Source organism: Paenibacillus shunpengii (assembly GCF_042684905.1).
Taxonomy (GTDB): domain Bacteria; phylum Bacillota; class Bacilli; order Paenibacillales; family Paenibacillaceae; genus Paenibacillus; species Paenibacillus shunpengii.
Window position 1 is genome coordinate 1,983,453 of sequence record NZ_JBHUMJ010000002.1, and the last position, 14,975, is coordinate 1,998,427.

Below are 14,975 nucleotides of genomic sequence, written 5' to 3' on the forward strand. Positions count from 1 at the left end.
TATAGAAGAGGATGGATCTTTCGAAGCCCACTGGCCTCAAGCGATCCATCCTTTTTTAATGATTACTGTATTGAGGCTTTGTTCTGCGTTCAGAAATAAATGAACCGACCAAAGTGAGGACTGCTCCAATCACTATGGCCCAGGAAAGGGGCTCACTCAATACCAAATGCGAAGCAATGACCGTAATGACGGGGACGAAATAAATATAGATACTTGTCTTGACTGCGCCTAGAATGCCCACTGCGCGATTCCAAGTCACGAAGCACAGTGCGGATGCGCCAATACCAAGATAAAGTAAATGCAGCAGGCTCATTGGTTCGGTTAACTTTGAAAAGCTTAGGTCTATATCAAATAGAAGCAGTGTCGGCAGCATAAAGATTAAACCATAGAAGAACACTTTTCGTGTAGACCCGATAGTATGATAGTTTCTTTCGCTGATTTTTTTCATAAGCACGGAATAGATTGCCCAAAAAATAGGCGCGAGGATGGCTAGGAAATCACCGAGAGGATTTAGTTTGAGCACAAAACTGCCATTGAATCCTATCAATAGGATACCGATAAGAGCAATGATAAATCCTACTATAAATGATACGCTAAGTTTTTCGCCTTCCAGAAAAAAATGTGCAAATAAAGCTGTGAAAAAGGGGGCAATGGAAACGATGATGCCTACACTTGCTGCAAGAGTTAGGGTCAAAGCGATATTTTCCAAGAGAAAATAAAGGGTTACTCCACTTAATCCAGCACCTGCAAACAATAGTTCTTCCTTTATTGAGCTCGTTTTAACCGATCGAGGGTAGAGCAGCAACAAAATAAAATAACCAATAAGGAACCGTAAAAATAACACCTCAATCGGATTGAAGTCAGACAGCAGAAGCTTGGTAGAAACAAAAGTAGTGCCCCATATAAAGATCGTAAACATGGCGAGTATATGTCCTGTTGATCTGGCTTGCTGCTGTATCATTATGCCTTAGCCTCCGTATATACGGTTTGTGATGTTTGATCGGTAAAGATCCTCATATATTGTTTTGGCGTAAGTCCAATGAGCTTTTTAAAATGATTAGTGAAGTGGCTCTGGTCACTGAAGCCGGTACGAATAGCCACCTCAATAGGACGAACTCCTTGCTCTAGAAGCTTTTTGGCATGAATGATGCGTTGTGTCTCTAGATAGCTGTAAGGAGAAATTCCTTTTTGTTTGGTAAACGAACGGAGTAAATAATATTTACTCAGACCTGTGAGCTTACATAAATCTTGAAGGGTAATCGTTTGATCGAAATTTTGATCGATGTATTTGCATACCGTTTTGATTTCTGTGCGAAGACAGGATTCATATGAAGGGATGAACTCCTCGGTATGATCTCTTAAGAGATTTTCTATAAGTAATAAGAGTAATTCCTCTTTTTTAAAATCAGATTGGTCCTCGGAAATCATTGTGTGCAGATCGCGTAAGGTATCCGCGATTTCACTATTTCTCAGAACAGGTTGCTTAAAATAGGGTGTTTCCTGCTTCCCCGTAATGTCAAATACATATTTTTGCATGATGCTAGGCTGTATATTTATACAGCGGTAATCAAGCGTCCTGCCATCAACTTGTTCACATGCATGGGGATCATAAGGGTTGAAAATAATAACATCACCCGTGTTAATGATGTACTCTTCATTCTTACAAGCCAAGTAACGCTTTCCCTGTTCAATAAACCCCAATACATAATAATCATGAAAATGGTTAGGGAATTTTTGCATAATTCCTTCAAATCGATAAGCTTCCACTTCCAAATCTGTATCATAACAAACCGTCCTATTTTCTTGAGCCACTCGCTGCACCAACTCTCTATAATCTGTCTCGCTGATGTCATTATATTATAACCAAGCTTGTGATTCTTGTAAGATGTTGCTCATTGTAGTTGAAGATAATAACAGAAATACTGTAGAGGTATTGATAACTAAATAGGTATGAGGTGGGATTTTGATTCGTAAATTAATGAGAGACAAGGTATTTAGCATTTCAGCTATCATTATTACTCTTCTTGCTGTTCTGGGTGCCTTAATGCCCGTCGTATTCGGTAACACAGCAAATATGCTGTACAATTTAACAACCTATAATTTTGCTTGGTTCTATCTACTGTCCATCTTTGTGATTATTGTTTTCCTCATTTGGGTGGCTGCTAGTAAATATGGAGCTATACGGTTAGGCGGGGAGAAAGAAAAGCCGCAATATCCCTTTTTTACATGGATCGGAATGCTGTTCTCAGCCGGTTTCGGTGTGGGTCTCGTATTCTGGGGCGTAGCTGAACCTATGAGCCATTTCTTTGATACGCCATTCGGAGGCGTGGCATCACAGTCGGAAGAAGCTGCACGCGTTGCCATGGGCTATTCCTTCTTTCACTGGGGAATCAGTCAATGGTCTGTATTTGCGCTCGTTGGTCTCGTCATTGCATTCCTTCAATTTCGTAAGGAGAAGGATGGACTTGTATCTACAGCGCTGGAGCCCCTTCTATTTGTATTTACGCTTGGTCCGACGGTATTTATTCTGGAGACGTTTACGCTGGCACTGGGTGACTACGTTAGTGGAGAGGCAATATACCCCGCTGTTCATACAAGGAGCAATGCCTTGTATAGAAGACCTTATTCTAAATTGTATCTTCAATCATGCGAGATAAAATATCATGCACAATTGGTAAAGTAATAAAACCCTCCGTGTCTAAAAAATGCCCACCTTTTTCAACCGCATAAAAATCAGCCTGTATCTTATCTGACAATTCCTTGCTGTAAGAAAATGGAACTATATTATCGTCTTTAGCAGCAATAACTGCCCGTTTTTTAGCAATTTGAATGATTTGGTTATAATCTGGCTGTTCTTGCACAAACTCATCAATCTCCGGTAAAATTGGCAACGATTTTAAAAACCCAGAAACCAAAACAATCCCGCCGATTTGTGTTTTAAGACCCGACTGATGTAAATATTTTAGCAGAGATATACAGCCCAGGCTATGAGCTACAAAAAATGTATTACTATTTATAACTGCATTTTCAGATAGATAGTCTAACCATTCATTAACTTTTGGTGCAAGTGGCGTAGGCATTTTTAAAATGTCGGCTGAAATTTCTTTTTCAGACAGTGTTTCACTCAACCATGGAAACCAATGATTTGTTGGTGACGCACCATATCCGTGTATAATATATACTTTTTTTCTATTCATCATAGCTTCCTCCTTGTTTTGTCAACTCCATTGGGTTGCATGTAACATTGTAAAAAAAATTATGCTTTCAGACAAGTAAGCACTTTTCAGATAGTGTCTAGTAACATCATCTTCCAGCTCTTTCAGTTGGGTGCTTAATATCTTATGTGTGATATATGAAATGTTTCGTTTAAGCTCACCATATCTACGGACTGCATAATGTATCCATAGCAATATTTTGTTGGATTCTCATCTCGAAAATAATAGTAAAGAGAGGAGTACCAATTGAATTAAACCATCTTTTAATGGATAACCTATCTCCCGAATCTGTCCACTAAATTATGATAAGGGAGAGGTGTCCGTGAATTACAACGAAAAATTTCCTCAGGTGCTGCAGCACATCCTAAATGTTTGCCTGCTGCTGGTAGGGTTGCTCTTGTGCATATCACTGTTCAAGGCAACTTGGGATATATTTGCATATGTTGTTCTCCCCACAGATAATGACAAATCCTATTATGAATTCACGGATGATTTGCTCGTATTTTTTCTCTATTTCGAATTTATTGCGTTAATTATCAAGTATTTCAGCACAGGCTTCCATTTTCCGTTAAGATACTTTATCTACATTGGAATTACCGCTGTCATTCGATTAATTCTGATTGAGCATGATCGCGCAATAGATACGTTCTGGTGGGCTGCCGCGATCTTGGTCATGGTAGGCGCATTGTTAATTGTTAACCATAGGCTCCTAAAGAGAGAAAGTTGAGCAGTGAGTCACTGGATAAGTTAGTTCCTTTCACATCTGAAGTTCATGTTCTATTGTTTTCCCTCGATTTTCAAACTATGATATATTCATTTACAGAGAAAATAGGAGGATCGAGTCAGAAATGGACAACCTGTTCCTGATCGGGGAGATTTCAAAGCTCTTTCAGATCGATATTCGTACACTTCGGTACTATGACGAAATAGATTTATTTAGACCGGCGTCCGTGGACACCTCTACGGGATACCGCTATTACTCAATAGATCAATTTGAACAGCTGAATACCATCCTCTATCTGAAGGCACTCGGCGTTCCGCTCAAACAAATCAAGCAGTTTCTGGACCATCGCGATATTGATCACATCCTGCAGCTCCTCCAGGAACAGCATCAAAGAACGGTAGATAAAATCAATGAGTTCACACAAATTAAGCAAAAGATAGAAAGTCGAATTCATCAAATACAGGATGCAGCAAATGTAAATGAACTGTATAAGATTCGTGAGATTGAGCTGCCCGAAAGAGCGATTGTAGTCCTGAAGCATAAGATACATAAGAGTGATAATTTAGAATTGCCGATTCGTATGCTGGAGAATCAGACCAAGATGAAATCAACGATTTTTCTGGGAAAAGTAGGACTATCCATTGCATTGGAGAGCCTAATTGCAAGACGCTTTGAGGAGTATGACTCGATCTTTGTCGTTGTTGAGGAAGAGATCAAGTCACATCATTATGAGCAGAAGCTTCTTCCACAAAGTATGAATATTACGATTCGTTTTGCGGGTACACATGAGGATGCGGCCCCATACTATGAACAGCTAATGGATTACATTGCAGACAATGGCTATCAAATGATGGATGATGGATTGGAGATTACGTATATCGATTATGGTCTTACGCAGGATACGTCCAAGTTTGTAACCGAAATACAGATCCCTGTAAAATAACATTGACCCTCCAGTAACTGGAGGGTTTATTCTGTGTTTAACAAAAACCCAAATAGGAGAGGAAATCAAGTGATAGGAACGATTGTAAATGTAGCAACGATCCTGGTGGGAAGTGCACTGGGAAGTATATTTAAGAAGGGAGTCGGGGAGCGCTACCAAGATATTTTGATGCAGGCGATGGGGCTGGCTGTTACCGCACTTGGCATTAGCTCCATCGTTAAATATTTGCCTGACAGTCATTATCCTGTACTGTTCATCGTCAGTCTAGCGGTAGGTGGTCTGATTGGAGAGAGGCTGAATCTTGAGAGCAGCTTCAAAAGCGCAGTATCCCGCATCTCGAAAGGGAATCTGGCAGAAGGTTTAACGACAGCGATCATGCTGTTCTGTATCGGTACATTATCCATTGTGGGACCTATTGAAAGTGCACTGAACGGTAATCATACTTACCTGCTGTCCAATGCAATGCTGGATGGGATCACGTCCATGGTGCTGGCATCCACCTTTGGATTTGGAATTGCCTGGTCAGCTGTTGTGCTGCTCTGCTGGCAAGGATTAATTTATGTTCTCGCAGGAACGGTAGCTGGTTATATTACGCCCGAGCTGCTCACCGAAATTTCGATCGTAGGCGGTGTGCTTATTCTTAGTTCCGGGCTCAGCATTCTGGGTATCAAGCATTTCAAAACGATGAATATGATCCCAGCGTTGTTCATCCCCGTCATTTTTATCGTCATTAAGAATATGCTCGGGCTGTAATATAATTGTATTATAGATCAGGCTGACTGCTTCTCGAACTTATTTGAAGCGATAAGCCCTGGGCTCGTCAAACCAGAAGCTCCCGTCCTTGGAAAAGTCGACATATGGACTAGGGGATATCTCATCAACTCGTCTTATTTCTTCTTCTGTAAGTTTGACATCGAGTGCCTTAAGATTGCTATGTAGCTGTTGTTCATTTCTCACTCCAATAACGGGGATGACACTTGACCGATGAAGCAGCCAGGCAAGAGCAAATTGACCGAGTGTAATTCCTTTGGCCTCAGCAATTTCAGCGAGTTTGTCCACTTTAGCCAGCTTATCACGATTCACTGGAGCTTCTGTATCCATCCGTTCACCGCGAGAATTTGATGGAAGGGGTTGTCCGCTGCGATATTTACCGGATAACCAGCCCCCATCTAATGGGGAGTAGGCTAATGTTGATAATCCATGACGCTCGGAGGCAGGTAAGATCTCCTGTTCAATATAACGATTGAAAATGTTGTAGGATGGCTGGTTGGTGACAAAGCGCTCCAAATTCATCTTCTCACTAACCCACAGGGATTCGACAATACGCCAAGCTTCAAAATTAGAGCATCCAATGTAACGTACTTTGCCTTGAGTAACGAGATCATCCATCGCACGAAGAGTTTCGTCAAGCGGAGTGTATGGATCCGGGCGGTGGATCTGATACAAATCGATGTAATCCGTATTCAGTCGCTTCAAGCTTGCCTCTACCTGCCGCATAATGCGATATCGACTGGCTCCTTCACCATTGACGCCTTCAGCGGTCCGTACTTTAAACTTGGTCGCAACGATGAATTGATCCCGTCTTCCATGAAGCGCCTTGCCAATAATCTCCTCTGTCGTTCCTTTACCATATGTATCTGCCGTATCAATGAAATTAATCCCCGAACCCAGCACCTTGTCAATGATAGACAGAGAGCTGCTCTCATCCATATCCCAGGCACCATATGTCATTGTACCAAGACAGAGTCTGGATACTTGTAAACCACTTCTTCCGAGATAAGTGTACTCCATTTTGCATGCCTCCTGTATTCCTGGATTTAGCTATTTCAACTTATACGATATCCGTTAACATGCGATTTTGTCAAAATCGGCCAGTTTCCAACATAACGTGAAGCGTTGATGCCTCTGTAGTTGTTATACTTTACCTTTCGAAGCAGTCCATTTATAATTTGTTTAGCAGGAGAATGCATGTTCTTATTGTTTTCTTGATTTCGGAACACAGGATTCCTTCATACGCAAGCAAGCATACATATCGGGACTCAAAGAATAGGGAGGAATTAAATGTTGGCCGTAATTTATGCCATAGTGGCAGCCATCATGATTGTCATCGCCGCTAGAATTATTATCCTTATATCGAGACGGCGCAGGCGAAGAGAACTTAATCCTTACAAGATCACCATTAAAGACATCGATCGTATGGAAGATGGGAAGGATTTCGAAGAATATTTATATCGGTTATTTCTCGCCTTGGGATACGAAGATGCTTACAAGACGGTGAGCAGCCGGGATTTTGGAGCGGATCTGGTGTTTACCGATCGGAATGGGAATCGAGCAATTATTCAGGCCAAGCGATATGCAGTCAGTAATCCGGTAGGGCTGTCTGCTGTACAGGAGATCTATAGTGCGATGCCATTTTACAGGGCCCAGAAGTCTATCGTTATTACATCTGGCATTTATACGGATGCTTGCTTGAAGCTGGCAGGATATAATGGTGTAAGGCTGCTGGACCGCGAGGATTTAATTGACATCATGAATGATCTTCGCAGCCGGCATGAGGATGCTGCAATGGACTTAATAGAAGCAGAGCCTGAATTGCTCCTGGATTCATGGGATGATTACTTGAGAGACAAGCAATATAAAAAAGAGCGTTTGCTGAGAGGGTGAAGCTAGATGGAACAAAGAACGACGGAAAGGCTGGTATTACGGTCCTTGGACCGACACGACGCTGCTGCAATGGAAGCCTTGCTGACTGAAAAGGATATTGCAAGTACGACATTAACCATTCCTTATCCCTATCCTGCAGGTGCAGCCGAAGCTTTTATCGAACGGAGGCAAGCCATTCAATCTAAGGGAGATGGGTACTCCTTTGCCGTTCTTAATGCACTGACAACCGAGTTTATGGGCGTCGTGGGGTTGCAGGTTAACCGTAGTCACAATCATGCTGAGCTTGCTTACTGGATTGGCAAACCGTTTTGGGGACAGGGATATTGTACGGAAGCGGCCCAATGTGTACTCCAGTTTGCTTTTCACGATCTGCAATTAAATCGAGTTTGGGCAGCAGCGTTAGTTCGTAATCCTGCTTCTTCCACAGTCATGAGAAAGATTGGGATGAGGCATGAAGGAACCTTCCACCAGCATGTATTGAAGTGGGGACAATATGAGGACTTGGAGTATTACGGCATATTGGCTGCTGAGTACAGAGCATGACTGTACAACCATTTTCCCATCATTTACAATAAGAACAGTCTATACATACGAGGTGAAGAGGATGGCATTCCGTATTGTTCGAAGTAATTAATCATCGGGCTGGGTAAAACGCGTACCAGCCGCCAAGGGGGCAGTCTGCCCTTTGGCCGAGTGTTGATTAATGACTAGAACGGTGCCCGGAATTGACCATTTTTAAAAAGAGTCAAGGGACACTGCAAGAGGACAAATACGCCTATGGCAAGAGAGCCAGGGTTCATTTGTCACTGCTATGGTGCTTCCTTGGCTTTTTTTACATTTCACTGATGGAGGTTAGACGAGCCTTGTTGAAGAGCTGTATAAAGCATTTTAAATGGATGATTGTCATATATATTTTGATTGGATTTGCCATTCAATACTTAGAAGCACTGGGGATCAAAATGTTTCAGCAATTACTGGATACCATTATTACTGTGGAGCATATCGAAGAAATGATATGGTTCATCATCCTCTATGGTGCAGTGCTCATCGGATTGACTATTCTGAATTATGTCGATGAATATCCAAATTCCTATTTATCAAACAGTATTGTTGAGAAGCTAAAGATCTTCGCATTAACCAAAGTGTCTAAAATTGATTATGCATCGTATCAAAGTATTGGAACCGGCGAGATGATCCAGGTGATTGAGAACGGAGCTCAGGCAGGAGGCAAAATGCTGCATTCGTTCTACCTCACCATATTTCATGAGCTGCTTCCAAAGATTGCGTTCAGCCTGTTATTTATCGGATTATATAATATCCATATTCTGTTCATTATTTTAGCCGGCTACGTGCTTGTATTCATGATGACACATTTGCTGCTGGGGACGCTCTATCGTGTGAAAGCATCGCTGATCGCAGATCAGGAGCAAATGTCGAGATACACCATTCGCGGATTTATGGAGCTGGTTGTGTTTCGCTTGAATAGGCGGTATCAGAGAGAAATCGATCGAATGACTCGTACATCGGGTCAAATCATAAAGAGAAGTACTCAGATTAGACTTGTGCATGAAGCATTTTTTGCGATTTTTGCTCTGTTTGTTAATGTGATCAAAATCGGAGTTATCTTCTACGGTGCGAACCAGATCATTGCAGGTGACTTGTCTATTGGTATCATTGTTGCGATGATCATGTTCATTGATCAGGTGTATATGCCGATTGCAATCTTCAATGTGCTGTATGCGGATTACAAGCTGGACCGAGTTACTTATTCGCGGTTTGAAGCTTTCCTTAACCAACCAGAGGATCAGAATCTAGATACCGGCATTTCAATTAGTGCCCTGAGAGGAAAAATCGAGTTTGATAAGGTCACTTACGATGATGAGAATCATCGAATCTTAAACGAGGTTAGCTTTACAATTGAGCAGGGCAGCTCGGTTGCCATTGCCGGCATGAGCGGGAGTGGTAAATCAACCATCGTCAAGCTGATGACCGGCCTGCTCAAGAAAAAATCCGGCAGAATATTAATCGATGGGATTGATATTGACGAGCTTCATCTTCATCATTTGTACGAGCAACTGTCCTACATTTCGCAGGAACCGCCGATATTTGATACAACGATTCGTAATAATCTGCTGCTGCCGAATCACTCAGATGAAGACTTATATGAATTGCTGGATAAGGTTGGCTTGCAAAATAAAGTAAGAGGACTTCCTAAGCAGCTGGATACTTGGGTGGGGGAAAGAGGCACCAAATTGTCTGGCGGGGAGAAGCAGCGGCTTGCTTTTGCCCGGATTATGGGTCAGCAGCGCCCGCTTGTAATTCTGGACGAACCAGTGTCTGCGCTGGACAATATTCTAGAGAAGCAGATTATGCGTGAGATGCTGCATATGTTCAAGGAGAAGACGATGCTTGTAGTTGCACATCGGCTTAGCTTCATCAAGGATGTTGATAAAATACTGTTAGTGAAGAGTTTCGAGGAGCTCATGTGTCGCAGCAATTATTTTCAGGAATTATGGAACAAGGAGCATCAAAACACCTTTCAAAAAGTTCAATAAGGGATAGAAACAGCAAAGAGGCTGCCTTCAGGGGCAGCCTTCTTGTATTTTTAATGTATATCTTCATTCACAGCCGGTTTACCGGCTTCAACCAGCACTTTGTTTCCAATAAGGGTGAATACCAATACCAGCAGCAATACGCCGGTTCCCATCAGCAGCCATTCTATAGCGACGACATCCGCAACGGGGCCAAATACAAGCATGCCAAGCGGCATCATCGAAGTGGATATCATTGTGAGGACACCAAATACTCTGCCCAGATAGTCAGGCTCTACTTTTTCTTGCAGCAGGACAGTGAATGGCGTATTGAAGAAAGGCATTGCGAGACCAAATAAGCTCATAAAGGTTAAGTAAATGGCGAAGATCGGGACTACGCCAAGTGCGATCGTACATGCTCCCATCAACAAGCCTGCCATCGCCATGGTGTGGATTTTGTTTTTGAACCCTCCCCAGGTTGCGAGCAATATTCCTCCGATCATCATGCCAATCGCAAATGTAATTTCAATGGCGGTTAATCTCCAAACATCACTGCCAAAGGTTCTTGTAACCTGCAAAGGTGTGAGAAAAGCAGCAGGTGCAGCAAGAACGTTAAATAATGCGACATAAACGAAGAATTTCTTCAGGAAGGTGTGAGCGCTAATATATTTAATGCCTTTTTTCAAATCTTCCAAATAGCTGGTAGTTTGATCCTGCATCGCCTTGGAATGCGCCGGAACACGAAGGAAGAACAGGAGAGTGAGAATCGCAATTAGAGCGGTAATGACATCAACAAAGAAAATGACTTCAATACTTGCCTTCGTAAGCAATGCTGCGCTTGCCATAGGAGATATGATCATGATGAAGGCTTGGATACTTCCATTAATTCCGTTAACTCTGGTTAATTGATCCTCTGGTACAAACTGCGGAAGAATGGCCCCTACAGCCGGGGTCTGAATTCCTGTGCCGATTGCCCGAATTGCAGACATCACAAAGAGCAGCCAGATGGCCTCGTAACCTAGCAGGAACAACACAGCAAGCACCAGTGTCGATAGGGCAATCATGGAGTCTGCGAGCATAATCAAGAGCTTCCTGTTATACCGGTCTGCCCATACTCCTGCAAAGGGGGATAGGAAGAAGGCAGGAACAAATCCGCAAATGATGGATATGGTCATCATGATGCCGGATTGGGTCTCTAAAGTGATATACCACATGATAGCATACTGGACCAGCGAGGAACCAAATAGCGAAATGGTCTGGCTGGTTAAGAATAGGGCGGTGTTCTTTTTCCAGGCGTTAGCAGCTCCATTATTACTTAACATGTGTGCAACATCCTTTTCATTGGTATGGGATGAGTCTGCGATTGTATAACACGAAGCGAGTTTACGCAAGTACCTTCAGAGGGCTCAATAGGAGTAGTGAATTGGACGGATGATCTGCAATCCGAAATGTCCCATTGGATTATAACACGATGACTGCACCAGGAATAGCAGGTATTTACATTTATAGTGTTTATGCTTCCTGGGACAAGGGAAGTGCCAGCTATGTGTTTACAATTAGAGTCGAATAGTACGCTGTTAAACTTCTGAATCATTTTGGATGTAAATTGCAATTTGCGGATAATATAACATCTAGAATCCATTTCATTTCAGAAGGAGCGATTCATATCAAAAAAGAAATGACAAAATTTCTAGCATACAGTGTGCTGGTGACAGGACTGCTGATGTGGCTCTCCGATGCTTCCTTCATCACTTCATGGTTTGCTGCTCTGCTGATTGCTTCTATCGGTTTTTTATTCGGAGATATTGTAGTATTTCGAAAAACGAACAACATCATAGCAACGGTAGCAGATTTTGTTTTTGTATTTGCCGTTCTATGGATATTTAAGGAGCTTATGTTCTGGAACACCACACTCACAGACATTCTGATTATCTCTCTGGTAATGGCTGCGTTCGAATATGTCTTCCACATATGGGTAGATCATGATAATCGTGAGCTGAGGAAGAAGCAGACTTACGGAACCAAAGAGTCCTAATCATCTTTTCTCGAACATGAAAGGGAGGTACTTCGTATTGAGGACGGAAGCTAGTCGGTTGTTAATCGCAGCTCTAGGCGGTGTCAACGAAATCGGTAAAAATATGTACTTTATTCAATATGACCGTGACTCTTGTACTTATTGATTGCGGATCGAAATTCCCGGACGAAAGCCTGCCCGGAATTGATCTGATTGTGCCTGACTTCTCCTACCTGTTAGATCATCAAGAGGATATCAAGGCACTCGTGGTCACCCACGGGCATGAGGATCACATTGGCGGCATCCCCTATTTGCTCAAGCAGCTCAATATACCGGTGTACGGAACCGCATTAACCATTGGTTTGATCAAAATAAAGCTGAAGGAACACGGATTGTTAGACGAATCCAAGCTGCATGTCATTGATGAGAATTCGGTCGTGGACGCAGGCTCCATTCGAGCTTCCTTTTTTCCGACGATCCACAGTATTCCGGATTGTCTCGGCATTGTATTCGACACGCCTGAGGGCACAGTTGTCCATACAGGTGATTTTAAATTTGACATGTCGCCTGTAAATGGACCGTATCCGGACCTTCATCGGATGGCTGAGATCGGGAAGAAGGGCGTTAAGGTATTGATATCAGAGAGTACCAATGCTGAGCGTGCCGGCTTTACTCCCTCTGAACGAATTGTCGGCAGCCATATCCTTGATGCCTTCTCCAGTGCCAAACAGCAGGTGTTCATCTCCACCTTCGCTTCGAATGTGAATCGAGTCCAGCAGATTATTGATGCGGCCATTGAAACGAATCGTAAGCTGGCTCTGCTTGGACGCAGCATGGTAAATGTCGTTGAAGTAGCCAATGATCTAGGTTATCTGCGAATTCCTGAAGGTCTGCTGATTGATGCAAGAGATTCTGAGAAATATCCTCCAGAGCAGATCGCCGTTCTATGTACAGGGAGTCAAGGAGAGCCTATGGCAGCATTATCCCGGCTCGCAAGCTCACAGCATCCGCATATTGAAATATTGCCCGGAGATACGGTAATTATCGCTGCAGGCGCAATACCTGGCAATGAACGTAATCTATCCAATGTCGTTGACAATCTGTATGGCATCGGCGCTAAAGTTATATACGGTTCAGGCAGTGCTTCGGGTATGCACGTCTCTGGTCATGGCAGCCAGGAGGAGTTGAAGCTGATGCTGACGCTGATGAAGCCGGAATATTTGTTTCCCGTACACGGTGAATTTCGGATGCTGTACAAGCATCGCCTGCTTGCTGAATCGGTAGGTGTACCAAGCGAGAATGTGTTTATCGTCAGGAACGGCGAAACCATCCAAATCAAAAATGGGGCAGCTTCAATGGGGCCCAAGGTTCACGCAGGAAACAATCTCGTCGATGGTTTAGGCGTTGGTGATGTCGGGAACATTGTACTTAGGGATCGGAGACATCTGGCCTCTGATGGTATGCTGATCATTGTCACCACTTTAAGCAAAACAGAGCGAAAAATGATGGCTTCTCCTGAAGTTATTTCACGCGGATTCGTATTCGTCAAAGAGAACGAAGCGCTGATGGAGCAAATTCATCAAGTGATCTTGGACTCGATGGACAGTCTGTCCGAATCAGAAGCGAGTCAATGGAACCTGATCAAGCAAATTTTGAAGGATGACGTAGGGCGATTTATATATAGCCAAACCAAAAGAAGACCGATGATACTACCCATCATTATCGAAGTGTAGTTCATACGGAAGAGAGGAACACATCGCTGATGTGTTCCTTTTTTTGTCATCCATTATCGCATTCTTCAGGGAAGTCCTTTATAATGGTTCACAGAAGTGATGCCACAGTAAACGTATTCAGTAATTTGAAAACGGTGACAATCTGTGATTTGAGGAGAGGGGTACATAACATGTCGAAAACGATTAAGTGGGGAATATTAGGAACGGGATGGATTGCATCTCAGTTCACGAAGGACCTTACCTATGCAAGCAATGGAGAGGCCTATGCGGTCGGTTCCAGAACTGCGGAGAGTGCGGAGAAATTTGCCGCCGAGTATGGAATTAAGATAGCACATGCCAGTTACGAAGACTTGGTGAATGATCCTGAGGTGGATGCGATCTATGTAGCTACGCCGCATCCTTTTCATAAGGAAAATGTGCTCCTGTGTCTAAGAGCAGGAAAAGCGGTATTATGCGAAAAGCCTTTTACAGTGAATGCCGGTGAAGTAGAAGAGCTGGTATCCTTCGCAAGAGAGAATAAACTCTTCCTTATGGAAGGAATGTGGACGAGATTTCTCCCGGCTATATGTAAGGTAAGAGAGTGGCTGAATGAAGGAAAGATTGGACAAATCAAGCTGGTTAAGGCTGATTTTGGCTTCCGTGCAGATTACGATCCAGAGGGCAGGCTCTTAAATCCTAAGCTTGGAGGCGGCGCATTATTAGATGCGGGGATCTACCCGGTATCCTTTGCATCCATGATCTTCGGTGCTGAACCCGAGCAGGTGTGGAGTACAGCACATATTGGGGATACCGGTGTAGATGAAGAGTTCTCACTACTATTCTCCTACGGCAGCGGTAAAACTGCTCAGCTGAACGGGGCCGTGCGTCTCGGTCTGACTAATGAAGCTTTCATTTATGGGACTGATGGATATATCCGAATTCCGTCTTTCCTCAATGCATATACAGCAGAACTCCATGTTAACGGCAATGTAACAACGTTTGAGGATGATCGCAAAAGCATTGGTTACGCATTTGAAGCCGAAGAGCTTGGCAGATGCTTGATTGAAGGACGCACAGAGAGCTCTGTGATTCCGCTGGACGAGTCTGTATCCATTATGAAGCTGCTTGATCAAATTCGTGGCCAGTGGGGACTACGATATCCTTTTGAATAA

At 43.2% G+C, this 14,975-nt stretch carries 14 protein-coding genes and 2 pseudogenes; 10 read left to right on the forward strand and 6 right to left on the reverse strand.

The genetic code is table 11. The features are described 5' to 3' along the window. Positions 1–55: 55 nt before the first annotated feature. Together ACFSVM_RS09235 and ACFSVM_RS09240 are read right to left on the reverse strand one after the other, a co-directional pair. Positions 56–958: a DMT family transporter gene (locus ACFSVM_RS09235; RefSeq protein WP_379262956.1), complete on the reverse strand. Its 903-nt coding sequence runs from the start codon at positions 956–958 to the stop codon at positions 56–58. 2 nt (positions 959–960) lie between these two features. After that, positions 961–1,812, reverse strand: coding sequence for an AraC family ligand binding domain-containing protein (locus ACFSVM_RS09240; RefSeq protein WP_076315191.1), 852 nt, complete (start codon positions 1,810–1,812; stop codon positions 961–963). Between the two features lie 166 nt (positions 1,813–1,978). Here ACFSVM_RS09240 and ACFSVM_RS09245 point away from each other — a divergent pair. Then, positions 1,979–2,581, forward strand: a pseudogene (locus tag ACFSVM_RS09245) (BCCT family transporter); the annotation flags it as partial. A 46-nt stretch (positions 2,582–2,627) separates the two neighbouring features. On the opposite strand, the gene ACFSVM_RS09250 reads toward ACFSVM_RS09245, so the two are convergent. Together ACFSVM_RS09250 and ACFSVM_RS09255 are read right to left on the reverse strand one after the other, a co-directional pair. Continuing rightward, positions 2,628–3,200: an RBBP9/YdeN family alpha/beta hydrolase gene (locus tag ACFSVM_RS09250; protein ID WP_379261632.1), complete on the reverse strand. Its 573-nt coding sequence runs from the start codon at positions 3,198–3,200 to the stop codon at positions 2,628–2,630. An 18-nt stretch (positions 3,201–3,218) separates the two neighbouring features. Then, positions 3,219–3,410 (reverse strand): winged helix-turn-helix transcriptional regulator, encoded by a 192-nt coding sequence (locus tag ACFSVM_RS09255; protein ID WP_379261634.1) that lies wholly within the window; start codon positions 3,408–3,410, stop codon positions 3,219–3,221. A gap of 127 nt (positions 3,411–3,537) precedes the next feature. Here ACFSVM_RS09255 and psiE point away from each other — a divergent pair, with 127 nt between their 5' ends. The 3 genes from psiE to ACFSVM_RS09270 all read left to right on the forward strand — a co-directional run bounded on the left by psiE (position 3,538) and on the right by ACFSVM_RS09270 (position 5,635). Beyond that, complete coding sequence (psiE, locus tag ACFSVM_RS09260; protein WP_379261636.1) at positions 3,538–3,942, forward strand: phosphate-starvation-inducible protein PsiE; 405 nt, start codon at positions 3,538–3,540, stop codon at positions 3,940–3,942. A gap of 121 nt (positions 3,943–4,063) precedes the next feature. Next, positions 4,064–4,882: a MerR family transcriptional regulator gene (locus ACFSVM_RS09265; protein ID WP_076315193.1), complete on the forward strand. Its 819-nt coding sequence runs from the start codon at positions 4,064–4,066 to the stop codon at positions 4,880–4,882. Positions 4,883–4,951: 69 nt separating this feature from the next. Continuing rightward, the gene (locus ACFSVM_RS09270; protein ID WP_379261639.1) at positions 4,952–5,635 is read left to right on the forward strand and encodes a DUF554 domain-containing protein; all 684 of its coding nucleotides are present in this window, start codon (positions 4,952–4,954) and stop codon (positions 5,633–5,635) included. Between the two features lie 39 nt (positions 5,636–5,674). On the opposite strand, the gene ACFSVM_RS09275 is transcribed toward ACFSVM_RS09270, so the two are convergent. Further along, on the reverse strand, positions 5,675–6,673 hold the full coding sequence (locus ACFSVM_RS09275) for an aldo/keto reductase (protein WP_379261641.1): 999 nt from the start codon (positions 6,671–6,673) through the stop codon (positions 5,675–5,677). Positions 6,674–6,943: 270 nt separating this feature from the next. On the opposite strand from ACFSVM_RS09275, the gene ACFSVM_RS09280 reads away from it, so the two are divergent. The 3 genes from ACFSVM_RS09280 to ACFSVM_RS09290 all read left to right on the forward strand — a co-directional run bounded on the left by ACFSVM_RS09280 (position 6,944) and on the right by ACFSVM_RS09290 (position 10,101). Further along, positions 6,944–7,546 carry a restriction endonuclease gene (locus ACFSVM_RS09280; protein ID WP_379261643.1) on the forward strand — a complete coding sequence of 201 codons (603 nt, stop codon included), beginning with the start codon at positions 6,944–6,946 and terminating at the stop codon, positions 7,544–7,546. 6 nt (positions 7,547–7,552) lie between these two features. Next, a complete protein-coding gene (locus ACFSVM_RS09285) occupies positions 7,553–8,089 on the forward strand; it encodes a GNAT family N-acetyltransferase (protein WP_379261645.1) in 537 nt (178 codons plus the stop codon). 182 nt (positions 8,090–8,271) lie between these two features. Beyond that, on the forward strand, positions 8,272–10,101 hold the full coding sequence (locus tag ACFSVM_RS09290) for an ABC transporter ATP-binding protein (protein ID WP_379261647.1): 1,830 nt from the start codon (positions 8,272–8,274) through the stop codon (positions 10,099–10,101). A gap of 50 nt (positions 10,102–10,151) precedes the next feature. Here ACFSVM_RS09290 and ACFSVM_RS09295 read toward each other — a convergent pair whose 3' ends face one another. Then, positions 10,152–11,399, reverse strand: a complete 1,248-nt coding sequence (locus ACFSVM_RS09295; RefSeq protein ID WP_379261649.1) for an MFS transporter — start codon at positions 11,397–11,399, stop codon at positions 10,152–10,154. Between the two features lie 284 nt (positions 11,400–11,683). Between ACFSVM_RS09295 and ACFSVM_RS09300 the strand changes: the two genes are divergently transcribed. From ACFSVM_RS09300 to ACFSVM_RS09310, 3 genes and pseudogenes are all read left to right on the forward strand, one after another. Next, the gene (locus tag ACFSVM_RS09300; protein WP_076315199.1) at positions 11,684–12,112 is read left to right on the forward strand and encodes a DUF2512 family protein; all 429 of its coding nucleotides are present in this window, start codon (positions 11,684–11,686) and stop codon (positions 12,110–12,112) included. A gap of 16 nt (positions 12,113–12,128) precedes the next feature. After that, positions 12,129–13,824, forward strand: a pseudogene (locus ACFSVM_RS09305) (ribonuclease J). A 170-nt stretch (positions 13,825–13,994) separates the two neighbouring features. Then, positions 13,995–14,975 (forward strand): Gfo/Idh/MocA family protein, encoded by a 981-nt coding sequence (locus ACFSVM_RS09310; RefSeq protein ID WP_379261651.1) that lies wholly within the window; start codon positions 13,995–13,997, stop codon positions 14,973–14,975.